22 protein-coding genes are annotated in these 24,389 nt (G+C 54.2%); 10 read left to right on the top strand and 12 right to left on the bottom strand.

All coding sequences use genetic code 11. From position 1 onward, the window contains the following. Window positions 1–220 precede the first annotated feature (220 nt). The 3 genes from acs (at window position 221) to actP (ending at window position 4,291) form a co-directional block, all read left to right on the top strand. Entirely contained in the window at window positions 221–2,176 is a 1,956-nt protein-coding gene (gene acs, locus RAC65_RS16230; protein ID WP_110268077.1) for an acetate--CoA ligase, read from the top strand. A 133-nt stretch (window positions 2,177–2,309) separates the two neighbouring features. Then, entirely contained in the window at window positions 2,310–2,639 is a 330-nt protein-coding gene (locus RAC65_RS16225) for a DUF485 domain-containing protein (RefSeq protein WP_054688417.1), read from the top strand. Further along, window positions 2,636–4,291 (top strand): cation/acetate symporter ActP, encoded by a 1,656-nt coding sequence (actP, locus tag RAC65_RS16220; protein ID WP_375096884.1) that lies wholly within the window; start codon window positions 2,636–2,638, stop codon window positions 4,289–4,291. Before RAC65_RS16225 ends, actP begins: the two co-directional genes overlap by 4 nt. Window positions 4,292–4,358: 67 nt before the next feature. On the opposite strand, the gene RAC65_RS16215 is transcribed toward actP, so the two are convergent. From RAC65_RS16215 to RAC65_RS16205, 3 genes are all read right to left on the bottom strand, one after another. Continuing rightward, window positions 4,359–4,904, bottom strand: coding sequence for a YfaZ family outer membrane protein (locus RAC65_RS16215; RefSeq protein WP_006121584.1), 546 nt, complete (start codon window positions 4,902–4,904; stop codon window positions 4,359–4,361). 164 nt (window positions 4,905–5,068) lie between these two features. Then, window positions 5,069–5,764, bottom strand: a complete 696-nt coding sequence (locus RAC65_RS16210) for an LrgB family protein (protein ID WP_033738999.1) — start codon at window positions 5,762–5,764, stop codon at window positions 5,069–5,071. Beyond that, window positions 5,757–6,182 carry a CidA/LrgA family protein gene (locus tag RAC65_RS16205; RefSeq protein ID WP_058707826.1) on the bottom strand — a complete coding sequence of 142 codons (426 nt, stop codon included), beginning with the start codon at window positions 6,180–6,182 and terminating at the stop codon, window positions 5,757–5,759. Before RAC65_RS16205 ends, RAC65_RS16210 begins: the two co-directional genes overlap by 8 nt. Before the next feature lie 101 nt (window positions 6,183–6,283). Between RAC65_RS16205 and RAC65_RS16200 the strand changes: the two genes are divergently transcribed. Next, window positions 6,284–7,186: a LysR family transcriptional regulator gene (locus RAC65_RS16200; RefSeq protein WP_039339057.1), complete on the top strand. Its 903-nt coding sequence runs from the start codon at window positions 6,284–6,286 to the stop codon at window positions 7,184–7,186. A 58-nt stretch (window positions 7,187–7,244) separates the two neighbouring features. Here the strand turns inward: RAC65_RS16200 and RAC65_RS16195 are convergent, their stop codons facing one another. The 4 genes from RAC65_RS16195 to soxR all read right to left on the bottom strand — a co-directional run bounded on the left by RAC65_RS16195 (window position 7,245) and on the right by soxR (window position 11,927). Next, window positions 7,245–8,897 (bottom strand): Na+/H+ antiporter, encoded by a 1,653-nt coding sequence (locus tag RAC65_RS16195; protein ID WP_033738994.1) that lies wholly within the window; start codon window positions 8,895–8,897, stop codon window positions 7,245–7,247. Window positions 8,898–9,041: 144 nt separating this feature from the next. Then, window positions 9,042–10,391, bottom strand: a complete 1,350-nt coding sequence (locus tag RAC65_RS16190; RefSeq protein ID WP_375096883.1) for an NCS2 family permease — start codon at window positions 10,389–10,391, stop codon at window positions 9,042–9,044. Window positions 10,392–10,736: 345 nt separating this feature from the next. After that, entirely contained in the window at window positions 10,737–11,402 is a 666-nt protein-coding gene (locus tag RAC65_RS16185) for a glutathione S-transferase family protein (RefSeq protein WP_033738991.1), read from the bottom strand. Window positions 11,403–11,441: 39 nt separating this feature from the next. Then, a complete protein-coding gene (gene soxR, locus RAC65_RS16180) occupies window positions 11,442–11,927 on the bottom strand; it encodes a redox-sensitive transcriptional activator SoxR (protein WP_006121571.1) in 486 nt (161 codons plus the stop codon). Window positions 11,928–12,082: 155 nt separating this feature from the next. On the opposite strand from soxR, the gene soxS reads away from it, so the two are divergent. Beyond that, window positions 12,083–12,508: a superoxide response transcriptional regulator SoxS gene (gene soxS / locus RAC65_RS16175; RefSeq protein ID WP_006121570.1), complete on the top strand. Its 426-nt coding sequence runs from the start codon at window positions 12,083–12,085 to the stop codon at window positions 12,506–12,508. A 244-nt stretch (window positions 12,509–12,752) separates the two neighbouring features. Then, window positions 12,753–13,034, top strand: coding sequence for a YjcB family protein (locus RAC65_RS16170; protein WP_006121568.1), 282 nt, complete (start codon window positions 12,753–12,755; stop codon window positions 13,032–13,034). A gap of 52 nt (window positions 13,035–13,086) precedes the next feature. Here the strand turns inward: RAC65_RS16170 and RAC65_RS16165 are convergent, their stop codons facing one another. Further along, the gene (locus tag RAC65_RS16165; RefSeq protein WP_039339061.1) at window positions 13,087–14,037 is read right to left on the bottom strand and encodes an ATP-grasp fold amidoligase family protein; all 951 of its coding nucleotides are present in this window, start codon (window positions 14,035–14,037) and stop codon (window positions 13,087–13,089) included. Window positions 14,038–14,045: 8 nt separating this feature from the next. Further along, window positions 14,046–15,302, bottom strand: coding sequence for an oligosaccharide flippase family protein (locus RAC65_RS16160; protein ID WP_282498362.1), 1,257 nt, complete (start codon window positions 15,300–15,302; stop codon window positions 14,046–14,048). 523 nt (window positions 15,303–15,825) lie between these two features. On the opposite strand from RAC65_RS16160, the gene RAC65_RS16155 reads away from it, so the two are divergent. Next, the gene (locus RAC65_RS16155; protein WP_033738988.1) at window positions 15,826–16,221 is read left to right on the top strand and encodes a transposase; all 396 of its coding nucleotides are present in this window, start codon (window positions 15,826–15,828) and stop codon (window positions 16,219–16,221) included. 902 nt (window positions 16,222–17,123) lie between these two features. On the opposite strand, the gene RAC65_RS16150 is transcribed toward RAC65_RS16155, so the two are convergent. Beyond that, window positions 17,124–18,104, bottom strand: coding sequence for a DMT family transporter (locus RAC65_RS16150; protein ID WP_039339063.1), 981 nt, complete (start codon window positions 18,102–18,104; stop codon window positions 17,124–17,126). Between the two features lie 71 nt (window positions 18,105–18,175). After that, entirely contained in the window at window positions 18,176–19,009 is an 834-nt protein-coding gene (locus tag RAC65_RS16145) for an AraC family ligand binding domain-containing protein (RefSeq protein WP_375096882.1), read from the bottom strand. Window positions 19,010–19,135: 126 nt separating this feature from the next. Here RAC65_RS16145 and RAC65_RS16140 point away from each other — a divergent pair, with 126 nt between their 5' ends. Together RAC65_RS16140 and RAC65_RS16135 are read left to right on the top strand one after the other, a co-directional pair. Beyond that, complete coding sequence (locus RAC65_RS16140; protein ID WP_033738983.1) at window positions 19,136–19,654, top strand: isochorismatase family protein; 519 nt, start codon at window positions 19,136–19,138, stop codon at window positions 19,652–19,654. Between the two features lie 93 nt (window positions 19,655–19,747). After that, window positions 19,748–20,320: a DUF1349 domain-containing protein gene (locus RAC65_RS16135; protein ID WP_375096881.1), complete on the top strand. Its 573-nt coding sequence runs from the start codon at window positions 19,748–19,750 to the stop codon at window positions 20,318–20,320. 261 nt (window positions 20,321–20,581) lie between these two features. Here the strand turns inward: RAC65_RS16135 and ssb1 are convergent, their stop codons facing one another. Beyond that, window positions 20,582–21,124, bottom strand: a complete 543-nt coding sequence (gene ssb1, locus RAC65_RS16130) for a single-stranded DNA-binding protein SSB1 (RefSeq protein ID WP_006121517.1) — start codon at window positions 21,122–21,124, stop codon at window positions 20,582–20,584. Between the two features lie 223 nt (window positions 21,125–21,347). On the opposite strand from ssb1, the gene uvrA reads away from it, so the two are divergent. Continuing rightward, the gene (uvrA, locus tag RAC65_RS16125) at window positions 21,348–24,176 is read left to right on the top strand and encodes an excinuclease ABC subunit UvrA (protein ID WP_033738980.1); all 2,829 of its coding nucleotides are present in this window, start codon (window positions 21,348–21,350) and stop codon (window positions 24,174–24,176) included. The last annotated feature ends 213 nt before the right edge of the window (window positions 24,177–24,389 follow it).

Here is a 24,389-nt window from a genome sequence, read left to right as displayed (position 1 = left end):
CGGTTCGTTCGCTGCTTTTTTAAACAGCGCAAGACACAAAATGTTGCAATCTAAATCCCTATCCTTTGCATGGCGTTAGCGCGTTTTTCATTCTTTTGCGACGTTTTTATGTCAACAAGGTTAACGCGTGATCTATGGCGCAAAAAAGAAACAAATCTTGTTGCTCTGCTTCACTTAACTATTGATTGACATATGATTAACATCTTCAAGGAGAATCGCCATGAGCCAAAATCATAACTATCCTGTTCCAGAAAATATCGCAGCAACCGCGCTGATTACGGCCGAACAGTATCAGGCGATGTACCAGCAGTCTGTTACCGATCCAGAAACCTTCTGGGGGGAACAAGGTAAAATCCTCGACTGGATAAAACCTTACAGCAAAGTCAAAAACACCTCATTTGCGCCAGGCAATATTTCAATTCGTTGGTATGAAGACGGCACGCTCAATCTGGCCGCAAACTGCCTGGATCGCCATCTGGCTACCCGGGGCGATCATCCCGCCATTATCTGGGAAGGCGACGATGCCAGTGAAAGCAAAACCCTGACCTTCCGTCAGCTGCATGCTGATGTATGCCGCTTTGCCAATGTGCTGGAACTGCTTGGCGTCAAAAAAGGCGACGTCGTGGCGATTTATATGCCCATGGTGCCCGAGGCCGCCGTCGCGATGCTGGCCTGTGCTCGCATCGGGGCGGTGCACTCCGTCATTTTCGGCGGCTTCTCACCGGAAGCCGTCGCGGGCCGGGTGATCGACTCCAGCGCATCATTGATTGTGACAGCCGACGAAGGCGTACGTGCGGGCCGCACGATTCCACTGAAGAAAAATGTGGATGATGCATTAAAAAATCCCAATGTGAACAGCGTGAAAAACGTGGTGGTCTTTCAACGAACCGGCAAAGATGTCGGCTGGGTTGAAGGACGCGATCGGCACTGGCATGAGCTGATGCAGAACGCCAGCACCAACCACTCTGCCGCCGAAATGCAGGCCGAAGATCCACTGTTTATTCTCTACACCTCCGGTTCAACCGGTAAGCCTAAAGGCGTACTGCATACCACGGGGGGCTATCTGGTTTACGCCGCCACGACCTTTAAATTTGTCTTTGATTATCATCAGGATGACGTTTACTGGTGTACGGCGGACGTGGGCTGGGTCACCGGCCACAGCTATCTGCTCTATGGTCCCCTGGCCTGTGGGGCCACGACGCTGATGTTTGAAGGCGTGCCAAACTGGCCGACGCCAGCCCGCATGGGCCAGGTGATTGATAAGCACAAGGTGACCCTGTTGTATACCGCGCCTACCGCTATCCGCGCGCTGATGGCGGAAGGGGATAAAGCGATTGAGGGCACCGACCGTAGCAGCCTGCGTATCATGGGTTCAGTGGGCGAGCCCATTAACCCGGAAGCCTGGGAGTGGTATCACAAAAAAATCGGCAACAGCCGGTGTCCGATTGTCGATACCTGGTGGCAGACAGAGACCGGCGGTTTCATGATTACGCCGTTGCCGGGTGCCACCGTGCTGAAACCCGGCTCGGCGACCACGCCGTTCTTCGGTGTCCAGCCTGCCCTGGTGGATAACGAAGGCAATCCTCAGGACGGCGCCTGTGAAGGTAATCTGGTGATCACGGATTCCTGGCCAGGTCAGGCGCGCACGCTGTTTGGCGATCATGAACGTTTCGAGCAGACCTACTTCTCGACGTTTAAAAATGCCTATTTCAGCGGCGATGGCGCGCGACGTGATGAGGACGGCTACTACTGGATTACCGGCCGTGTGGATGACGTACTGAACGTGTCAGGGCACCGCCTGGGCACTGCCGAGATCGAATCCGCGCTGGTGTCGCATCCGAAAATTGCCGAAGCGGCCGTAGTAGGTATTCCGCACAGCATTAAGGGCCAGGCTATTTATGCCTATATCACCCTGAATCACGGGGAAGAGCCCTCACCGGAGCTTTATACCGAGGTCCGTAACTGGGTGCGTAAAGAGATTGGCCCGATTGCCACGCCTGATGTACTGCACTGGACGGATTCGCTGCCAAAAACCCGTTCCGGCAAAATCATGCGCCGTATTCTGCGCAAGATTGCCGCAGGCGATACCAGTAATTTAGGCGATACCTCCACGCTGGCCGATCCTGGCGTCGTTGAGAAACTGCTTGAAGAGAAACAATCCATCACCCTGCCGTAATACCACGCCGGCGGAAAGCATCAGGCTTTCCGCCACCGCTTCCCTACGTAGTGTGTTTCTGTAGTCACAAAAAATATAACGCATTCACGCCGTTGCGTGAGGTCCACGCCTGCAAGCTTCTGGAGATAATGTGATGAACGATGCCCTGCCCGAACAGGAAAGAATCTACCAACAAATTGAAAAAAATCCGCGCTTTCAGGAGTTGGTCCATAAGCGCCAGTCCTTTGCCCTGCTGCTGTCGCTAATCATGCTGGTGCTCTATGTCGGCTTTATTCTGCTGATTGCGTTTGCTCCCGGCTGGTTAGGTACGCCGCTGCATGCCGGTACCAACGTGACGCGCGGTATTCCGATTGGCGTGGGCCTGATCGTTATCTCCTTTTTACTGACCGGCGTGTATGTCTGGCGCGCCAATGGCGAGTTTGATCGCCTGACAAAAGCTATCCTCAGCGAGGTAAAACCATGATGCGTCTTATGCTGTGGATGCTGGCCGCCCTCCTGCCCTTTTCCGCCCTGGCCGCCGATGCGATTACCGGGGCGGTGCAGAAGCAGGCCGTTAATTATCAGGCCATTGTGATGTTTGTCATTTTTGTCGGTGCGACGCTGAGTATTACTTACTGGGCGTCAAAGCGAACCCGCTCGCGTAGCGATTATTATACGGCGGGCGGCAATATTACCGGCTTCCAGAATGGGCTGGCGATGGCCGGTGACTTTATGTCTGCCGCCTCCTTTCTGGGGATTTCTGCGCTGGTTTATACCTCGGGTTATGACGGCTTAATCTATTCGCTCGGTTTTCTGGTCGGCTGGCCGATGATCCTGTTCCTGATTGCTGAACGTCTGCGTAACCTGGGCCGATATACCTTTGCCGATGTTGCCTCTTACCGCCTCAAACAAAAGCCCATTCGCACCCTGTCCGCCTGCGGCTCACTGGTGGTGGTTGCGCTTTACCTGATTGCGCAGATGGTCGGTGCCGGTAAGCTGATTCAGTTACTGTTTGGTCTGAACTATCATATCGCCGTCATTCTGGTGGGCATTTTGATGGTGCTGTACGTGCTGTTTGGCGGGATGCTGGCGACGACCTGGGTCCAGATCATCAAAGCCGTTCTGCTGCTGTTCGGTGCCTCATTTATGGCGATTATGGTGATGAAAAGTAGCGGCTTCAGCTTTAATACGTTGTTCACTGAGGCGATGGCAGTGCATCCGAAAGGGGCGGCCATTATGCAGCCTGGCGGGCTGGTTAAAGACCCGATCTCTGCCCTGTCGCTGGGGCTGGGGCTGATGTTTGGAACGGCGGGCTTACCGCATATCCTGATGCGTTTCTTTACCGTCGCCGATGCGAAAGAGGCGCGTAAAAGCGTTTTCTGGGCCACCGGCTTTATGGGTTACTTCTATTTCCTGACCTTTATCATCGGATTCGGTGCCATTTTACTGGTCGGAGCTAACCCGGCCTTTAAAGATGCTTCGGGTGCGCTGATTGGCGGCACCAATATGGCGGCAGTGCATCTGGCTAACGCCGTGGGCGGCAGTACCTTCCTGGGCTTTATTTCCGCCGTCGCTTTCGCCACGATTCTGGCGGTGGTGGCGGGCCTGACCCTGGCTGGCGCGTCGGCGGTGTCGCATGATTTGTACGCCAGCGTTTACCGTAAAGGCCAGGCCAGCGAGCGCGACGAACTGCGGGTATCGAAAATTACGGTGCTGGTGCTGGGCGCAGTAGCCATCGCGCTGGGCATTCTGTTTGAGAAGCAGAACATCGCGTTTATGGTGGGGCTGGCCTTCTCGATCGCGGCCAGCTGTAACTTCCCGATTATCCTGCTGTCCATGTACTGGTCAAAGCTCACCACACGAGGTGCGATGGTGGGAGGCTGGCTGGGGCTGATCACGGCAGTGGTGCTGATGATCCTGGGACCCACGGTCTGGGTACAGGTGCTGGGACACGCTTCCCCCATTTACCCTTATGAATATCCGGCGCTGTTCTCCATTGCCATCGCCTTTATTGGCACCTGGCTGTTTTCCATTACCGACCATTCACCGCAGGGTGCTGAAGAACGCTCCCGTTTCCGGGCACAGTTTATTCGTTCCCAGACGGGTTCAGGTATTGAGCAGGGTAAAGCACACTAATCTGTAGTGCCTGCAATAAAAAAAGGGCAGCCACCGCCAGGTCGCTGCCCTTTTTCTCAGACCGCTGTCAGAAACGCAGTGACGCGCCGACGTACGGGCCGTCGACCAGTACGTTATCTTTACGGCCACCTTTGTTATTCAGCTCGATATACTGATAACCGACGCGCAGGTTAAGCAGAGAAACAGGCGTGAAGCTCACACCACCGCTTGCCTCCTGATAGCTGTCCAGGTGGTCAGTCAGGCCTTCTGGTGCGTAATAGTACTGACCGAATAAGCCCCACATGCTGTTGATGTTGTACTGCGCGCTGCCACCCAGCGCCACCGCAAATCCGTCTTTCCCGTCTTCAGGATGGGTAAAAATCGCCTTTGCGGTTGGTGCCAGGCGCAAATCGCCAACATCAACGTTGTAACCCAGTCCTGCACCGTAGGTGCTTCCGTCATGATCGCTACGTAACCAGTTGCCATTCAGGAACAGGCCCGGTGACGTGGTGCCCAGTCCGAGATTGAGATTCGTACTGTGCTCGCCCACATCCACGCTGCCTTCGATAGCCTGCGCAGCGCCGCTCAGCAACATAACGCTCAGCGCGCTTCCTGTGACAAGTTGTTTAAACATGATTCTACTCCATGAGGGGTCCAATAATTCCGCCTCAAGGGTAGCAGTCTGAAACGAGGTGACAACTTTATTTGGAAAGCTTTACGTAAAAAGTGATGTCATTCATGACAATCATGTCTGTCAGCTGGCCAGTGACGGCGGGCACCGTTGTGCCGTCTGCCGCCTTACTGTGCCCACATAATGTGCCCGATTAACGGTGCCAGAATCACCGTAACCACGCCGGATAACATCATCACCAGGCTGGACACGACGCCTTCCTGTTGGCCCAGCTGGTAAGCCCGCGCGGTGCCCGCACCGTGGGAGGCGGCCCCAAATCCAGCCCCTTTCGCCACGCTTTGCTGGATAGCAATGCGTAAAAACAGGACGTCGCCGACCGCCATGCCAAATACGCCAGTAATGACCACAAACAGCGCCACCAGATCGGGCTGTGCGCCCATGGGTTTGGCGGCCGCCAGGGCAAAAGGCGTGGTAATGGAGCGCACCGCCAGGCTGCGTTGCAGGCTTTCGGGCAAACTCAGCAAACGCGCCAGCCACACCGAGCTGCACACCGATACCGTGGTGGCGGTCAGCACACCGGCGCTGAGCGATAACCAGTGGCGTTTTATCACGTCCATGTTTTCGTACACGGGCACTGCAAAGGCCAGCGTGGCGGGCCCCAACAGCCACAGCAACCAGTGACTTTCGGCAATGTAGTTTTGCCAGCTGATATGGGTGACCAGCAACAGCAGCACCAGAATCATGGGCGTCATGATCAACGGCATCAGCAGCAGCGTTGGCCAGCGTCGATACAGCCGTTTATTCACGTAGTAGATCACTAACGTGGCGGCCGCGCACAGGAGGCTGATCGGCAAATCAGGCATCGTTGTTCTTCTTACGCGCCGCGCGCGCCACTTCAAACCGATAAAGCCGGTCCACAACCAGCGCCGTTGCCGCCAGCACCAGCGTGGTACTGACCGCAATCACCAGAAAAATTCGCCAGCCGTCCACCTGCAGCAGGTCCGCGTAGTTGATGACCGCAACCACCGCCGGGATAAAAAACAGTAGCATCTCTGCCAGCAACCAGCTTGCCCCGGCCTTTACCCAGCGCAGGGGTAAAATACGCAGCGCGATAAGCAACAACAGCAGGAGCATGCCTACCACGTTGGCTGGCAGCGGCAAGTGCAGCCAGTTCACCAACTGTTCGCTGGCGATAAACAGCGAGATGTAGAGCGCCAGTTGTACCGGCACGCTCAGCCGGTTTATGTGGCTGACGTTCAGGCGACCCAAGGCCAGTGCCATTTGTCTTTCCCCTCTGGAATGAATGCGTCCAGTATAGATTTGCTGCATGGGGTGAAAGAAATGAATTAAAATTATCCAAATCATGCCAAAAGGGAATAGTTATGGACGTTCGCGCCCTGCGTTACTTTACCGAGGTCGTCCGCCAACAAAGCTTTACCCGGGCTGCACAGGCGTTGTTCGTGACGCAGCCGACAATCAGCAAAATGGTGCGCCAGTTAGAAGAGGAACTGGGCTGTGCCTTACTTCTGCGTGATGGTCGCCGCCTGCATCTGACGGACAGCGGTCAGGCGGTCTACCAACGCGGTCTGGCGATTCTGCAAGAGTTTCATCAGCTTGAGGCAGAGATAGGCGATATTAACGATCTGAAAACCGGCCAGTTGCGCCTCGGTATTCCCCCAATGGTGGGCATGCAGATTGCCGGTTCCGTCTCCGCGTTTCGCCGCCGCTATCCGGGCGTGGAACTCAACATTGCTGAATTTGGCGGGCTGACGGTGCAGGAAGCCGTGCTGGCCGGAACACTGGATATCGCCCTGACGGCGCTCCCGGTCGATCCCGAACTGCCCCTCGCCACCTTATCCCTTATGCGCCATCCGCTCTGTGTGTTGCTGCCGCGTAAGGCGCCCTGGCTACGTCGCACCCGGCTTTCACTCTCTGAGCTGGCGGCGCATCCGCTGCTTATCTTTAACGAAGAATTTTCACTGAACCGGCAGTTGATGCAGGCGTTTCAGCGTCAGGGAATAACGCCCACGATTGCCGTCCGAAGCGGGCAGTGGGATTTTCTGGCCGCCATGGTTCAGGCAGAGATGGGCCTGGCCATTCTGCCTGAACCCATTTGTCAGCGTTTAGATAAGCAGTCGTTACTGTGGCTGCCGCTGGCGTCTGAACTTCAGTGGCATCTGGGGCTGATTTGGCGGGAAGGAAGTTATCTGTCGCGCAGTGCGCAGGCCTGGATCGCCTGTTGCCGGGCCCACTGGCCCGATGATGCACCCCGCCTGTCTGTCTGATGCCCCGCCTGCTCACCGCCGCACGGCGAAGCAGGCTGGGCCCGAAAGCGGCGGCGAGTTACGCCTCTTTCTCGATCAACAGCGCTTCCAGCAGATCCAGATCGTGCAGCAATTTTTGCATGGTCTCGTTCGAAATCGCCTTGGTGGCACGCAGGTGATAGACCTCCGCACGCTCGGCACGGAGCGCGGTCAGACGGAAACGGCGCTCCAGATTTTCGGCAAACAGGGCATGTTCAAGGTCATTTTTGCCCTCGGCGCGACGGCGCAGATTCCCGGTCACGCGCAGGCTTACCTCTTTTAGCAGCTCTGGATCGATGTTTTCATCGGTTTCTTTTTCGAGCCTGGCTTCCATTTTTTGCAGACTCTCAATCGCCGCCCCCGCCATTACCGCCTTCGCATGCTGTATTTCATGGCGATGCGCATTTTTATCCAGTGTTTCGACGCCGCGCAGCAGGACGGGCAGGATAATGACGCCGACCAGCAGGGAGAACAGAATCACCCCGGTCGCGATAAACACCAGTTCGTAACGGGCCGGGAAAGGATTGCCGTTGCTCAGAAATAGCGGGATCGACAGCACACCGGCCAGCGTAATCGCACCGCGCACGCCCGCAAAGGAGGCGATTAACAGTTCACGCAGTGAGTACGAGGAGAACACTAACGGCTTGTTTTTCAGCAACCGTTTACTGAAGCGCTGCATAATCCACAACCAGCCGAAGCGCACCACCATTAACGCCGCATAGACCAGCACGATATCGGCAAAAATCATCCAGATATCCACATTGGGATCCGCATTGGCCTCGGCGATGGATTTTTGCAGGATAGAGGGCAGTTGCAGACCCAGCATCAGGAACACCATACCGTTAAACACAAATTCCAGCATATGCCAGACGCTGTTGGCGCGCAGGCGCATCGTCAGCGGTGCCTGACGAATAATGCCAGAGCGCGTAATCGTCATCCCGGCCGCGACGGCGGCTAAGATCCCGGATACGCCGAGGTGCTCAGCAATCAGATAAGAGGCGAAAGGAAGCAGTAACAGCAAAACAATTTGTGTGGCTGCGTCATCACTGCCGCTCCAGCGGTTCAGCACACGTAGCGACTTCCCGTAAAGCCAGCAGACCGCAACCCCAGCCACCAGGCCGCCCAGCGCCACCTTGAGGAACTCTACGCTGGCACCGCCCCAGCTAAATACCATGGTGCCCATCGCGACCGCGACGGCGAACTTCAGTGAAACCAGGCCAGAGGCATCGTTCATCAAGGCTTCGCCCTGCAGAATCGCCATGATTTTCTTAGGAATGCGGCCTTCACCGACGATACCAGAAAGGGCCACGGCATCGGTGGGTGAGAGCACGGCGGCCAGCGCAAACGCAGGGATAAGCGGAATGCCCGGCACGGTCCAGTAAATCAGGTAGCCGATACCGACGACGGTGATCAACACCAGTACCAGCGCCAGGCCAAGGATTTCCCGGCCATAGTGCAGAAACTCGCTGACCGGTGTTTTCCAGCCGTCGGCAAAGAGCAGCGGCGGAATAAACAGGACGAGGAATAATTCCGGGTCAAAATCCACATGCAGACCAAACGTGGGCCAGGCCAGCAGCGCACCAACGGCAATTTGCACCAGCGGCAGCGGGATTTGAAAAGGCAAGATACGCGCGGCGACCCCAGAGAGCGACACCACCAGCGTCATGATCAAAATAGTAAAAAAGATTTCCATGCTTTCCTTAGGCGGGTTGTTATCTTTGAATCAACGTGAAGATAAAGTGTAAAACAAACTGGCAAGCGCGGAAAAAGCTACGTGTGCTTCGGTGAGGAAAAAGCGGAAAATTCCGGACGCACGGCTGCACGTCCGGTCAGACAGTCAGATCGCCCAGCCTCCGGCATAAAAAACCACCAGCGCAACGGCAATCACGACCGTGCCAATATTTAACTTACGCCATTCACCGGCAAACAGTCGGCCAACTACCAGGGTGGCAAAACCGATCATGATGCCGGTAACAATGTTACAGGTCAGGACAATAATGACTGCGGTGAGCAGGCCCGACATCGCATCGACAAAGTCGGCGAAGTCGATTTTAGCGACGTTGCTCAGCATCAGCAGGCCGACATACATCAGGGCGGGTGCCGTCGCATAAGTTGGTACCAGATAAGCCAGCGGAGACATAAACAGAATCACCAGAAACAGCAGACCCACGACGATTGCCGTCAGGCCGGTTTTACCGCCTGCCGCCGTACCGGCCGCCGATTCAATATATACCGCGGCAGGCGACGCGCCCACCAGTCCGGCAAACAGGCTGCTCAGCGAATCCGTGGTCAGTGCCCGTCCGCCGTTAATAATCTGCCCGTCTTTATCGAGTAAATTGGCCTGCCCGGCCACGGCGCGAATCGTGCCGGTCGCATCAAATACCGCCGTCATTACTAACGCCAGTACGGTGGGCAAGACGGCAGGCTGCAACGCGCCCATAATGTCGAGGCTGAAAAACAGCGATGTCCCCTGCGCATCACGCAGGCTCGGCAGCGCAAACAGCCCTTGCCAGCGGACGGCGGGATCGAAGGCCAGGCCGAGAGCAGAGATCACGATGACCGTCAGCAAAATACCGCCAGGCACCCGGCGCTTCTCCAGACCAAAAATCGCCGCCAGCCCCAGCAAAGACATGAGGACGGGGAAGGAGGTAAAGTGCCCCAACGCCACCGGTAAACCTGAGCCAGGGTTTCTGACCACCAGCCCCACGTTGTCAGCGGCAATCAGCAGTAAAAACAGGCCAATCCCGATGCCCGTACCGTGTGCGACGCCCATGGGCAAATTACGTAAGATCCAGGCCCGAATTCCGGTGGTGGAAATCAGCGTAAACAGCAGCCCCATGAGGAACACAGCGCCAAGCGCGACCGGCACGCTGATGTGCTGACCCAGTACAAGACTGAACGCTGTAAAGGCCGTCAACGAGATTGCACAGCCAATCGCCATGGGTAAATTGGCCCACAGCCCTATCAGGATTGACCCGAAGCTTGCCACCAGGCAGGTGGCAACAAACACCGCCGTAGGAGAGAACCCCGCTTTACCCAGCATACCGGGGACCACGATCACCGAATAGACCATGGCAAGAAAGGTCGTCAGCCCGGCCAGGATTTCCTGTCGCACGCTGCTGCCACGGGCCGAAATGGCGAACCAGGCATCCAGTCTTCCACTGGTCGGGCGTGATTCAATTGACATAGTTAAGCCTCAAAAATTTTTATTGTGTAATTCACGCGGTCACCGTTCTGCATTCCCTGAATATGTCTTTACCCACGGGCAACCGACAAAAGGCAAACGTTTACTTCGCCACGCAGAACGGGTGTAACAAGCACCACCAGACTGAAGGGGGCAGATTATCCGGTCTTTAACCGCCGCTTTTCAACCGTTCAGAGGGAATTACTGCGTATAAAGATCAGGTTAGTAACATCAGGAACGTGCTGGAAACCTGCCAGTAACATTCTTGCAGGCAGCGTGGCTGGTCGATGAAGGAGGATGTTGGTGGAAGAGAGATGACGCCGGACGGCGTCATCAGAGCGCATCGCCTCAGCCCGGCAGAGTGAGTTCACCGCCCTGCTGAATGGCCCGTTGCCATGCGGCGCGCTGCTGAACGGTGGTTAACCATTTTTGCGTGGCGGGCGCATTGTGCAAGCCGGCGCGCTGGCTCAGCGCCAGAACAGGAAAGCTCATTTGCACATCGGCGATGCTGAATCGTTGACCGGCAAACCAGGGATTGGCCGAGAGATGATCTTCAATCATTTGCCTGTGGACGTGGAGCTGTTTGTCCAGCCAGGCTTTTTGTACGCCTTTCCCCAGCGCGGCACCCACGGGACGCAGCAACCAGGGCACGGGCGCGCTGCCCAGCCGGCCAAACACCAGCTTCATGACCAGCAGCGGCATCAGGGAACCTTCAGCGTAATGTAGCCAGTAACGCGCCTGGAGGCGCGCCTCTTCGTCGGTAAGCTGTAATCGCTTCTCGCTGTCGTACTTTTCTTCGAGGTATTCCAGTATGGCCCCGGACTCCGCCACCACCCGATTGCCATCTGTGATAACCGGCGATTTGCCTAAGGGATGCACTTTTTTCAGTGCTTCCGGTGCCAGCATGGAGGCTTCACGCTGGTAACGTTTAACCTGATAAGGCACTTCCAGCTCTTCCAGCATCCACAGCACGCGGTGCGAACGAGATTGTTCCAGATGGTGAACAGTAATCATCATGATTCCCTGCGAGTGAATATGCAGACAGTATAGACGTCACTTCACCTTGTGCAGAGAACCATCCTGCTCGGGATCCAGCAGGACCGCACCTGATCCCTGCTGTCCCAGCCGATCACCGGGGTTACGGAGCGGACAGTCACGCATGGATAAACAGCCGCAGCCAATGCAGCCATCCAGGTCGTTACGCAGGCGCGTCAGGGTTTCGATGCGCTTATCCAGTTCATCCCGCCAGTGCTGCGTCAGATTGCCCCAGTCCTGCGCAGACATGCGTTTATCCGCAGGCATGTTTTCCAGACTGTCGCTGACGCTGGCGAGCGGAATGCCGATGCGCTGGGCAATTTTAATGATCGCCACACGGCGCAGGACATCACGGCTGTAGCGCCGCTGATTGCCGGGATTGCGCGTGCTGGAAATCAGCCCTTTGCTTTCATAAAAATGCAGCGCTGATACGGCCACGCCGCTTCGCCGCGCGACTTCCCCCGGTGTCAGCACCGGTTTTGGATAATTGCGATCTTTTTTCATCTGGCACTTTACCTCAAGTTAACTTGAGGAATTATACTCCTTTCCCATCAGAACAACACCCGCCCTGACGACGTCACGCCCCCTGCAGGCTGATTATCAGCCTCACAAACTGCGGCATGCACGGTGACGGGGACATTCACCAGAAGGATGAGGCCATGATACAAGAAGAGATCATTCATTCACTGACCCACTGGATTGACCAGAACCTGGATAAAAGCCTGTCAATCGATGAGGTGGCCGCGAAGTCCGGTTATTCGAAATGGCACCTGCAACGTATGTTCCGTAGCGTAACGAAACAGACGTTGGGTGGTTATATCCGCGAACGCCGGCTGACGCTGGCCGCAGAAGCGCTGCGTCAGACGCAGCGTCCGGTATTCGATATTGCGATGCAGTACGGCTACGATTCGCAGCAGACCTTCTCACGGGTCTTTCGCCGCCAGTTTTCCCAGACGCCTACGGCGTATCGTCACTATATGCGTCGCCAGGCGGTTCAGCGTCCACGCCTGCTGAGCTTTGACTGTGGGGAAACGATGAGCAGCTTTACGCAGCGTACAACGGGTGAATGTTGTCCGCTTAATTAACAGCCCGCGTGCGCCCGATCGGGCGCACGGCTTTATCCCCTCTTTTTTACCCTTCCGCTGGCTTGACACTGCGCTGACAAATCAAACAAATTCTGTACAAAAATTGAGAACCAGATGATATAATGTGACCCACATCACATTATGACGTTTGTTGCCGACGAAAGAGCCCCACCTGACAGACTTTTCCGCCGACGTGATGTTCGCAGACAGTCAGGCGTCCTTTCCGATTTTGAGGTCAAAATTGATGGCTACCCTAACCACCAGTTTTCTTGTTATGCGCTGGGAATTGCTGAGCGCTGTAATGATGTTTTTCGCCAGTACACTGAAAACCCGCCTTCGCCAGGACAGCCATCATGTCATGGCCTTTCTCTGTGGCGGCGTGGGCGTTGGTCTGTCGTGCTGGTTTGTGACCGGTTTAATGGGCATCACGCTAAGCATGGAAAACGTGCACCATTTTTTGAGCGTCTCTAAAGAAGTGTTCATTGACATGATGAGCCGTGCGCCTGCGAACTGGCCAATGCCCTGAATGACCAATAAAAAACCCCGCAAAGCGGGGTTTTTTATATTGCTGTGTAAAGTCAAATTTTCTTCAACATGACAGGAATGGCGACATCCTGTACGTCAACGTCCGGTCTCTGCGTTCCGCGACGTTCCTGAATCCACATTTCACCCATCATTTTGTCTAAGCCACGATCCAGTCCGGTTACCATGCCTGCGCCAGGCGTAAACGTCAGTTCACCAAAATAGATGTGCTGGTCGTGGATATACCAGTCGACTCGCACGTAGTCAAAGTCACTGGCCAGCGTTTTGCTCAGGGCAAGTGCCCGCTCCAGTGAGGGCATGATCGGGGAAACATCCAGGCCGGTATCGCGAATTTTATGGTAAGCCTCGGAGAGGTTATTAACGTAAAAATTCATCGAAAGCTGAGGCTGACAGCGGTTGTAGATGACCTGAAGAACATACTCAAAATTGCCATCGCGCTTATTGAACATATGAAACTTGTAATCAACCGGCGCGCTTTTACCGTCACCAATATACTGCTCAACCAGAATACGTGGCTTGATATAGCGATAGTGGATCTCACGCGCTTCGTTGGCGAAATCGGTTTTTAACCACGAATAGCAGTTATGAATGATTTGCTGCTTACGAAGCGCATCCGGTTCTTCCAGCACGATCTCTACCATGTTTGAAGCATGATTCGGTTTGATAACCGTGCCCTGCCAGCGCGTAAGATCATTCAACGTGGTGGGATCGGTGGTGTCGTGGAGCAACGGAATCAGATAGTCATTACCGATCTTTTCCGCAATATAGTCGCGCACCGAATACTTATCGGACAGGCGCGCATACAGCTGGTAATCACCATGGATAAACTTGCGATACAGCACTTTTTCGTTGAAGACCTTGGGCTCACGCAGATTCGGGAGCTTTCTGAACTTGCGGAAGTAATAAATACGATCCTGATAAGTCCAGGGCATCTTCTTAATAAAGTACTGCAAACTTCTTCTGAGCTCTTGCTTCAACCTGAGCATATTTGACCTCATTTGTAGGTTTTGTAGTTAAGTGAGGAAACCTGAATTTTTTGAATCACGCCGCGTTTAAAGAAGTAATTCATGACGGTGAGGGACAGGAGCTCAGACAGAAAAACGCTCCAGGCGGCCCCCATGATGCCGTAGCCCTGAATTAGCCACCAGGAAAGCGGGATGCTGATGAGCACCAGACAAATGATTTTCTTCAGTAAATAATCAAAGCCCCCTTCTTTCACCATAAAACGGTACGCGACGGTTCCCATTGCCGAAAAACTGGTCGCCAGGGATAACAGCGTGATGAGGTTGCCTGACTGCCTGTAGGCCGGGCCATATAACGCCACAATAATGTGCTCACCCCACAACGCGACGATAAACAACATCAACAGCGACACGGCCATCACGTAGCCATTGAGCCGGGCCGTCAGCCTGACGGCGTCGTCTCCACGCGCACGAAAAATCTCGCTGAAACAGGAGGTAATCAGCGCCACGGGAATAAAAATCCAGGACGCGGCAATCGTATTGGCAGCAGCGAATAAACCCAGCTCGCGCGCCGAGGCGATGCCGGCCAAAAACATCTGCGCGGTTTTGACCTGGACAGAAATAAAAATGCTGGAAATGGCCAATGGCAAGCCCGCATACAGCAGATAACGCAAATACAGGGTGCGTGTTTCCCGCGGGGGAAATTGCTCCTGATGCTGTTGGTAAAAGCAGTAGCGTTTAATGACATACGGCACCAGCGTTACCGTGATAACTGACAATGTCAGCCACAGCGGATTCAGGCGTAGCCAGGCAATAGTGAAACTCAACGCAAAACTCACCAGCATGCCGACGGCATTCGCCACGGTATTCAGCTTTGATGCCAGACGTGCATTGTTATAAACGCTAAACGTATCCTGCGTGACAAAAACAGAGGCAACAAATGAAGCCAGCGCAAATGCCAGGAAATTTTCCTGCATGTTGTACCAGACCCAAATTAACACTGGTGCCGAGGTAATAAGTAATAAAACCATACGCAAAGTACGTGCAATACGCATTAAGCGCAAACCTTTGGTGGCATTTTTGCTGACACGTTTAAACAAAATAGTTTCAGTGCCAAATAGGGCTATGGTTTGCACCATGGCAAATAACGATGTTGAAAACGCCATCTGCCCAAATAGGGTTGGGCCAAAGGATTTAGCCACGTAAGACGTCACGAAAATGACGCCAAAGACGGAGATAATCTTTTCAGACATCATCCAGGCGGCATTAGACATTACGCTAAATTTCATCGACTGTTCCTTAGTAATACTCAACATCTACCGCTTCGGCACGCCCATCCATGGGCGAATTAATAAGCGCTTAAATTTCAAAGCGAAATGATAATCATCAAGCCAACCCGGCTCGAAAATGAGAATCCGATTATATTTTAATGAAAGAATTCAGGAGAATTCTGATTATATCTGGCACGAATGCCGACTACTGGAAACGATTTCAAAATGAAATCATTAATGTTAACAAAAACCGTCATTCCTGAATAAAACGGATGCGGAGGCGTCAACCAGCCAAATTACAGTCATTTTTTATCTTTGGGGTGCGATGAATTTATATCAAAAAACCCATACCAGGAAGGCGCGGCATCCCGATCAGAATAAAATAAGATTTATCCCATGATGATATTTATTCTAAATATCTTAATTTAACCCACGTAATTTAACGTCCGTATTTAAACACGGCATTCCACACACTTTTACAGTACCAAAGGTTAATAAAGTAATCCTCATCCATTAATTGATAAGAAAGGTAAGAGCATTTATGAGAAAGTCACGATATAGCGAAGATCAAATCACAAATGCCATTAAAGCTTCTGAATCGGGCGTTAAGGTTAAAGAGATTTGTGAAGAGCTTGGCATCTCTGAGGCAACCTTCTATAGCTGGAAGAAGAAGTTTTCTGGGTTAGCCTCGGAAGAAGGCAGAAAAATCAAGGAGCTGGAAGAAAAGGTTCAGTTACTGACGCGCGAACTGCACGCACTTCATTCCGACAAGGAGATGCTGCAAAGCGTTCTGAAGAACTTCTTTACTACGCACGAGAAGCGTCAGGCCGTCAACTTCCTGCAGGACACATTCGATGTCGGCACCCGCCGCAGCTGCCGTTTGCTGGATATTAGCCGTAGTGTTTACCATTACCCAACGGGATCAGAAAACCGTTAATACTGAGAGCATTGCTTTTGATAGCTACCTCGCTGAGATTTGTTCTTACCAGAAGAGATGAAGAGCATTTAACAGGACATTAGGATGGCGCGCCTCGCCCAGTCCGTAATTAATGAATGGATTTGCGGTTACGCTTCCTTTTTTGCGGTAAAATTGATTTACAACAGCAAAAGTCTCTCAATCTACACCACTTTTATCCCCCCAGTCTCATTTCGGTGAGACTGGACCTTCCTTTTTTTTCATTAGCTCGTCTAAAAGAAACTGCCGCTGTTCCACTTTTTCGTTTAATCCCAGTAATCATATTTTGATTTCTCCGTACATTTCCTTAGCACCGACTGGTCCTGAGAAATGTTTTGCCGATCGTCAGATTATGCGTAATCGCATAAAAAGATAAAAATGGACCAGAATAATCTCAGATTAACAGTTTATTGATACTTAACACTTTCATCCGGTAGCGCACAATTGATAACTATTTCTGCCTGCTATTGATGTCTGCTGTTAAACAGTAAATATAAGCGAAGCGCAGTCTGATTCTGCTGAAATTAAGGCTGCCTGAAGTAAAAGGTGGTTTCTGATAAGGATTTCTCTTAGCCAAACGGTATGTTTTCCCCGTTTTTTAAACATAAAAGCTGGGTGCGGGTTAGCGCTTTACCTTCATCTGTCCGCTTTTTGAGGAATAAACGCGCTTTACTCAGCCATTTTCTGGCTATTTATTGAACAATATGTGCGATTGTCTTGCTGTTAATGGGGCGGAAGCCGCCTGTGTGGATAAATACGGCATGGCTGAGTGGCGGTTTTGAGGAAGATTTAAACCCGGCAGATTACCGAGGCGGCTTTATTTCGCCGTTTTACACCTCGGTATAATCCGAAAAAGCGTGAATATCACTCCCAGTAATTATTCATTATCCGGGACGTTCAGATGATTTCCTGTTCAGGGCGGTCACGCGGGGTTGTGGCTTGATGCGCATCGCCCAAATCACGCCAACGATCAGGCAAACAATACCGATCATTGTCAGAACAGGTGGCCAGTGTTGATACCAGATAAACGTCCATAGCAAGCCAAAGAGAATCTCAAAGACGATGAGTGGCCCCATCAATACGGTAGGCAGTCGCTGGCTGGCCGCATTCCAGCATAACGTTCCGGCCCATGAGCACAGCAGGCCAATCGTCAGCATTAATGCAATAAACACCAAAGGCCGGGGGCCGAAAGGCAGCGCAAAATCAGGCTGTTGCCACGCCAGCTGTATGCTGACCAGCGCATACATGATAAGTGCCAGCGGTAAGGTCACAATGCCCTGCGCGGTGGCCCAGGTCGCAGCCTTAAGCTGAGGATGGTTGCGTAACCAGCGCGCATTGCGCAACGGATACCAGGTCCAGCACACCACCGCCATCACCGCCAGGGCAATGCCGGTCAGATAACGCTGGCCGTTGAGCGTTGCCCCCTGGAGTTGCCATTCCGCCGCATTAACGCAAACCAGGCCTGCGCCCGTCACCAGCAGTGCCGGGATAAGCCGTCGCCATGAGAGCCGTCCTTCAAGATGGCCATAACAGAGGTTTGCAGTGACAGCGATGACGATCGGTAAGGTACCAATGATCATCGTGGAGACCGGAGCCCCAGTTCGCTGAATCGCATTGGCGAGAAACGCGTAATAGAAGAGATTGCCAACCAGCGACAGCTTTAATGCTTCCCGCCAGTGGGCGGCGCTCAGTTGGCGCAGTCGGAAACGATCGTGCCAGGCAAGCGGTAACGCAACCAGGCCAAACGCGACATAGCGCCCGGCTGACTGCAACGCGCCCGGATAATCCGGGACGATGACCGGTCCAACAAAAATCAGCCCCCACATCATGCCTGCGGCAAGGGCAAACATTATTCCTGTCAACATGGCTTTTTCCTGTCTGTCTTTTTGCTTCAGTGTGAACCAAACAGGTAAGCATGCCTTGTAGCAAATTGCGGTCAGGACGTGTGTGGCGCGATCTGCTTTTGATAGCGGCCCGGTGTAATGCCGTAACGTTGGGTAAACGCACGGGTCAGATGCGCCTGATCGGTTAAGCCTACCGCTGCCGCGACGCTGGCTATGGCCTCACCCCTGGCAAGCATCTGTTTGGTTTCATAAAGCCGGTAAGCCATTAACATTTGCTGGGGCGTGACATGGAAATGATCGCGGAAGGCGCGTAAAAAATGCCACGGTGATAACGACGCTAATGCCGCCAGCGTGTCCAGCCTGACCGGCTCCCCAAGATGGGCGCGCAGGTAGTCGCGCACGTCATCAAAACGGTGTCTGGCATCGACTTTACGCGCTGAGGCCATACGGGCCTGTGGACGGATGCGCACCAGCAGGTCTGACAGCAGGCTATAACGCGCCAGGGCCGTATCGGCCTGCCACAGCGCCGCCAGACACTGCGACACAGGCTGCGCAAGTCGCACGTCCGTTCGCAGCGCATCCCCGAACCACCAGCCACGGTCGCCACTCAGCTCATCCATACAGTCGGGCTGGATGTAGATCATTTGATAACGCCAGCCCGTTTCGCAGGCCGATTCCCCGGTGTGCAGCTCATCAGGATTCATCATGACCAGAGAATGGACAGGGGCAGTGTAGTGCGTACCGCGGTAACGGAAGCGCTGTGCCCCGGCCTCGATGGTGCCGATGCCAAAGGCTTCGTGCGTATGCGGAGCAAAGGCATAACGGGAAATATGCGCCTGGTAAAGTTCCACGCCCGGCAGTTCAGGCAACTGCCGAAACAGCGCACGATCTTTTTCACAGGGAAAAACAGCTGGAACGCCTTCCACGTTATCGCTCCTTATCTGGTTGGCAGAATGTGCAAGCATGCCGTTAAAAGGGGATGAAATGCAAAGATTGTCATCCCCGGTTGAATACATGACACTGCGTAACAGGTGTACTGACGAGGAAACATCATGCAGCGTGTTGTAATGGTAGTTGATATGCAAAATGGCGTATTTACCACGCCGCGTTTCGATCGGGCTGGCCGGGTCAGGCAGATTAACCGCCTCATCGAACAGGCTGATCTTACGCTGTTTATTCAGCATAGCGAAGGCGACATGGTGCCAGGCAGCCAGGCCTTTGCGCTGTTACCCGAGATGGCTCAACCCCGGAATGCGCACTTTATTACCAAGACAGCCTGCGACAGTTTCTGGCGGACGTCCCTGGCCTCACTGCTGAGTGAGCTGGCTATTCATGAGTTTGTTATTTGTGGGTGTGCCACTGATTACTGCGTCGACACCACCATCAAGGTCGGCGCAGGACTGGGCTATCGCATCACCGTCGCCGCTGACGCCCATACCACCGCCGACCGGACCTGTGCCAGTGCGGAACAGTTAATTGGCCAGCATAATGAAGTCTGGGCGGGCTTAAGTCTTCCGGGTAACGTACCACGCGTGATCGATACCGATACCGTGCTGGCCGGGTGGCGTTAAGCGACCACGCTTTCATCCGTGTCAGACCATCTGACTCTTTCTTCATCCTGAGTCGCATCAGCCCGGCCAGTCATGGCCGATTTTGGAGGCGCTATGTTTGAGTCGTTTGCCTGGATCAATGAGCCTGCAACGTGGCAGTACCAGAACGGTACGCTACAGGTCACCACCGATGATAAGACCGATTTCTGGCACAAGACCTGGTACGGGTTTGAGCGCTTTTCCGGCCATGTCTTTGCCACGGAGGTGGACGGCGACATGACTTTTCAGCTCAAAATCTGCGCAGACTTTACCACGCTGTACGATCAGGCCGGACTGATGCTGATACGCGACGCACAGCACTGGCTAAAAGCAGGAATTGAATATAACGATGGTGCGCCCGCCATTGGCAGCGTGCTGACGCTCGGCCATTCCGACTGGGCAACGGGGATATTTCCTGGCGATCCGCGAGCGTTCTGGCTCCGGCTGACGCGCAAAGGTGACAGCCTGAGACTGCAGTATTCGGCAGACGGACAGACGTGGCCTTTATTACGTCTGAGCTATTTTCCACCCGGTCCGCTCAGGATAGGTGCTATGTGTTGCACGCCGGAGCGTGCCGGCCTGGCAGTCACCTTCCGCGACATGCTTCTGACGCCGCCGCTGGATAAAGCACTGCATGATTTAAGTTAACGGCGGACGCGTCGTCCAGAGATGTGATGACATGTTTTTTGTCGCCCGTGCCCGATCTTGCCCGGGCTTTCAGGATACAGGCCATGTATTTCGGCCAGGTCATGCCCGCCGGGTCATCGCGCCTCCAGTGTCGGCGCTGGATAAACCACGCCAGGGTGTGCGTGAAAGGCGGGATAGTGGTGCAGAGTTAAACCAGACATCCCCAACAAAACAAAAAAGCCCCGGTAATGGGGCTTTCTGCAACAGAGACTGACAGACGGCTTAGAACGGAATGTCGTCGTCAAAATCCATCGGCGGTTCGTTATTGTTGCTGGCCGGAGCGCTGGGCTGCTGCTGCGGACGAGACTGTGCGCCGCCGCTGAACTGGTTGTTATTGCCCTGCTGCGGTTGCTGAGGCTGGCCCCAACCGTTGTTGTTGCCCTGACCGCCGCCTGCTGGCGCGTTACCGCCCTGCTGACGTCCACCCAGCATCTGCATGGTGCCGCCCACGTTGACAACCACCTCCGTGGTGTAACGTTCCTGACCGCCCTGATCCTGCCATTTACGGGTGCGCAGCTGGCCTTCAATATACACCTGAGAACCTTTACGCAGGTATTCGCCCGCCACTTCTGCCAGTTTGCCAAACAGCACGACACGGTGCCATTCGGTAATCTCTTTGTTCTCACCGGTCTGCTTGTCGCGCCAGCTCTCAGAGGTAGCCAGCGTAATGTTGGCGACAGCGCCACCATTTGGCATGTAACGTACTTCCGGATCCTGACCCAGATTCCCGACAAGAATCACTTTGTTAACGCCACGACTGGCCATGTTGCTGTCTCCCGATGAATGATTACGTCAACTCTAAACGATCAATTCTAACACGTCCCGCGCCTGGTTTCCCAGTTTCGAGCGGTGTTCCATTTTTAATCATTCGCCGGAAAAAAGCAAAAACTACTGGATATTTATTCAGTCTATTTTTTGTGCCATAATGATGCGTTTATTCTGGCCGTGTCACAGGGCGCGGTGAGTGCAGCTAATCCGGGAAAGGTGAATGGATAAGATCGAAGTTCGTGGTGCCCGCACCCATAATTTGAAAAACATCAACCTGACCATCCCTCGCGACAAACTCATTGTGGTTACTGGCCTTTCCGGGTCCGGTAAATCCTCTTTGGCGTTTGATACGCTGTATGCGGAAGGTCAACGCCGCTATGTGGAGTCGCTCTCTGCCTATGCGCGCCAGTTTCTGTCTTTAATGGAGAAGCCGGACGTCGATCATATTGAGGGTTTGTCGCCGGCCATCTCCATTGAGCAAAAGTCGACCTCGCATAACCCGCGATCGACGGTAGGCACGATTACGGAGATTCACGATTATCTGCGCCTGCTGTTTGCCCGCGTGGGTGAACCGCGCTGCCCGGATCATGATGTCCCGCTGGCTGCTCAGACAGTGAGCCAGATGGTCGATCAGGTGCTTGAACAGCCCGAAGGTCGCCGTCTGATGCTGCTGGCACCGGTCGTGAAAGATCGCAAAGGTGAACATACCAAAACGCTGGAAAACCTGGCGACGCAGGGCTACATCCGCGCCCGGATCGACGGCGAAGTGTGCGATCTTTCCGATCCTCCTAAGCTGGAACTGCAGAAAAAACACACCATTGAAGTGGTTATCGATCGCTTTAAAGTCCGCGATGATCTGGCGACACGCCTGGCGGAATCCTTTGAAACGGCGCTGGAACTCTCTGGCGGTACCGCGATTGTGGCCGATATGGACGACAGCGCGGCAGAAGAGTTGCTCTTCTCCGCGAACTTTGCCTGTCCGGTTTGCGGATACAGCATGAGTGAGCTGGAACCGCGCCTGTTTTCGTTTAACAACCCCGCCGGTGCCTGCCCGACCTGTGACGGTCTGGGTGTGCAGCAATATTTCGATCCCGATCGCGTAGTACAAAATGCAGAGCTGTCGCTGGCAGGCGGCGCCATCCGTGGCTGGGACCGTCGTAACTTCTATTACTTCCAGATGCTGCGCTCACTCGCCGATCATCTCGACTTCGATATAGAAGCGCCGTTTAACAGCCTCAAGGACAGCGTGCAGAAAGTCATTCTGTACGGTTCCGGCAAAGAAACGATTGAATTTAAATATATTAATGACCGTGGCGACACCTCCGTGCGCCGCCATCCGTTCGAAGGCGTGCTGAACAATATGGAGCGCCGTTATAAAGAGACGGAATCCTCAGCGGTACGCGAAGAACTGGCGAAATTTATCAGCAATCGCGCCTGCGCCAGCTGTGAAGGCACGCGTCTGCGTCGTGAAGCGCGCCACGTCTATGTCGAAAACACCACGCTGCCGACCATTTCAGACATGAGCATCGGTCATGCCATGGCGTTTTTTGAAAATCTGAAACTCAGTGGTCAGCGGGCTAAAATCGCGGAAAAAGTGCTGAAAGAGATCGGCGATCGCCTGAGTTTTCTGGTCAATGTCGGCCTGAACTACCTGTCGATGTCGCGTTCTGCAGAAACACTGTCGGGCGGTGAAGCCCAGCGCATCCGTCTGGCAAGCCAGATTGGCGCCGGTCTGGTCGGCGTGATGTACGTACTGGATGAACCGTCAATCGGCCTGCACCAGCGCGATAACGAGCGCCTGCTGGGCACGCTGATTCACCTGCGCGATCTGGGTAATACCGTGATTGTGGTAGAGCACGATGAAGACGCGATTCGCGCCGCCGACCACGTGATCGATATCGGTCCCGGCGCGGGCGTGCACGGCGGCGCTATCGTCGCGGAAGGTACGGTTGAGCAGATTATGGCGGAAGAAGCTTCGCTGACCGGCCAGTTCCTCAGCGGCAAACGCGCAATCGCCGTGCCTGAAACGCGCGTGAAGGGCGATCCCTCGAAGGTCCTGAAAATTACGGGCGCGCGCGGTAACAACCTGAAGGACGTCACCTTAACGCTGCCTGTTGGCCTGTTTACCTGCATCACCGGCGTCTCCGGGTCAGGGAAGTCGACGCTGATCAACGATACGCTGTTCCCGATTGCCCAGCGCGCGCTGAACGGGGCCACCATTGCTGAGCCAGCACCGTATCGCGATGTCGCCGGTCTGGAGCACTTCGATAAAGTCATCGATATCGACCAGAGCCCCATCGGCCGCACGCCGCGCTCTAACCCGGCCACCTACACCGGTATTTTTACGCCGGTTCGTGAACTGTTTGCCGGCGTGCCTGAATCACGTTCACGTGGTTATAACCCAGGCCGTTTCAGCTTTAACGTGCGTGGCGGACGTTGTGAGGCCTGTCAGGGCGACGGCGTGCTGAAAGTGGAAATGCACTTCCTGCCGGATATTTATGTGCCGTGCGATCAGTGCAAAGGCAAACGCTATAACCGTGAAACGCTGGAGATTAAATACAAAGGCAAAAGCATTCACGAAGTGCTGGAAATGACGATTGAGGAAGCGCGTGAGTTCTTTGATGCCGTTCCTGCCCTGGCGCGTAAGCTGCAAACGCTGATGGACGTTGGATTGTCCTATATCCGCCTGGGTCAGTCGGCCACCACCCTGTCCGGTGGTGAAGCGCAGCGCGTCAAGCTGGCGCGTGAGCTGTCGAAGCGCGGCACGGGACAGACGTTGTATATTCTGGATGAGCCCACCACCGGGTTACATTTTGCCGATATCCAGCAACTGCTCGAAGTGCTGCATCAACTGCGCGATCAGGGCAACACCATCGTGGTCATTGAGCACAACCTCGACGTCGTGAAAACGGCGGACTGGATTGTCGACCTGGGGCCGGAAGGCGGCAGTGGCGGCGGTGAAATTCTGGTGGCAGGCACGCCAGAAACCGTGTCCGAATGTGAAAAATCACATACGGCCCGCTTCCTTAAACCCTTGTTGAAAAAATAAAATTGCAGGCCCGCATCACGCGGGCCTTCTTACAGGGATTGCACAATTTACCCTGAAAAATGCAGGATCAGGCAAGATTCAGACACATATAGGCATATACGCTTTTCTCTCCCCTGACTATCCTTAATTCGTTCCCCTTTGGTACGCCCCTGGCGTCACCTTCTTGCTGCGCGCGTTATGCTGCGGCGTTGATCGAAAAATCACGACACACTT

It is taken from the genome of Pantoea sp. BS_8 (assembly GCF_041954965.1).
GTDB classification, from domain to species: Bacteria; Pseudomonadota; Gammaproteobacteria; order Enterobacterales; family Enterobacteriaceae; genus Pantoea; species Pantoea stewartii.
Note: the sequence above shows the minus strand (reverse complement) of the source record. Positions and strands in the feature narration are given on the sequence as shown.

Coding starts and splice junctions, on each gene's coding strand:
- acs (WP_110268077.1), top strand. CDS start 221: ATGAGCCAAAATCATAACTATCCTGTTCCAGAAAATATCGCAGCAACC.
- RAC65_RS16225 (WP_054688417.1), top strand. CDS start 2,310: ATGAACGATGCCCTGCCCGAACAGGAAAGAATCTACCAACAAATTGAA.
- actP (WP_375096884.1), top strand. CDS start 2,636: ATGATGCGTCTTATGCTGTGGATGCTGGCCGCCCTCCTGCCCTTTTCC.
- RAC65_RS16215 (WP_006121584.1), bottom strand. CDS start 4,904: ATGTTTAAACAACTTGTCACAGGAAGCGCGCTGAGCGTTATGTTGCTG.
- RAC65_RS16210 (WP_033738999.1), bottom strand. CDS start 5,764: ATGCCTGATTTGCCGATCAGCCTCCTGTGCGCGGCCGCCACGTTAGTG.
- RAC65_RS16205 (WP_058707826.1), bottom strand. CDS start 6,182: ATGGCACTGGCCTTGGGTCGCCTGAACGTCAGCCACATAAACCGGCTG.
- RAC65_RS16200 (WP_039339057.1), top strand. CDS start 6,284: ATGGACGTTCGCGCCCTGCGTTACTTTACCGAGGTCGTCCGCCAACAA.
- RAC65_RS16195 (WP_033738994.1), bottom strand. CDS start 8,897: ATGGAAATCTTTTTTACTATTTTGATCATGACGCTGGTGGTGTCGCTC.
- RAC65_RS16190 (WP_375096883.1), bottom strand. CDS start 10,391: ATGTCAATTGAATCACGCCCGACCAGTGGAAGACTGGATGCCTGGTTC.
- RAC65_RS16185 (WP_033738991.1), bottom strand. CDS start 11,402: ATGATTACTGTTCACCATCTGGAACAATCTCGTTCGCACCGCGTGCTG.
- soxR (WP_006121571.1), bottom strand. CDS start 11,927: ATGAAAAAAGATCGCAATTATCCAAAACCGGTGCTGACACCGGGGGAA.
- soxS (WP_006121570.1), top strand. CDS start 12,083: ATGATACAAGAAGAGATCATTCATTCACTGACCCACTGGATTGACCAG.
- RAC65_RS16170 (WP_006121568.1), top strand. CDS start 12,753: ATGGCTACCCTAACCACCAGTTTTCTTGTTATGCGCTGGGAATTGCTG.
- RAC65_RS16165 (WP_039339061.1), bottom strand. CDS start 14,037: ATGCTCAGGTTGAAGCAAGAGCTCAGAAGAAGTTTGCAGTACTTTATT.
- RAC65_RS16160 (WP_282498362.1), bottom strand. CDS start 15,302: ATGAAATTTAGCGTAATGTCTAATGCCGCCTGGATGATGTCTGAAAAG.
- RAC65_RS16155 (WP_033738988.1), top strand. CDS start 15,826: ATGAGAAAGTCACGATATAGCGAAGATCAAATCACAAATGCCATTAAA.
- RAC65_RS16150 (WP_039339063.1), bottom strand. CDS start 18,104: ATGTTGACAGGAATAATGTTTGCCCTTGCCGCAGGCATGATGTGGGGG.
- RAC65_RS16140 (WP_033738983.1), top strand. CDS start 19,136: ATGCAGCGTGTTGTAATGGTAGTTGATATGCAAAATGGCGTATTTACC.
- RAC65_RS16135 (WP_375096881.1), top strand. CDS start 19,748: ATGTTTGAGTCGTTTGCCTGGATCAATGAGCCTGCAACGTGGCAGTAC.
- ssb1 (WP_006121517.1), bottom strand. CDS start 21,124: ATGGCCAGTCGTGGCGTTAACAAAGTGATTCTTGTCGGGAATCTGGGT.
- uvrA (WP_033738980.1), top strand. CDS start 21,348: ATGGATAAGATCGAAGTTCGTGGTGCCCGCACCCATAATTTGAAAAAC.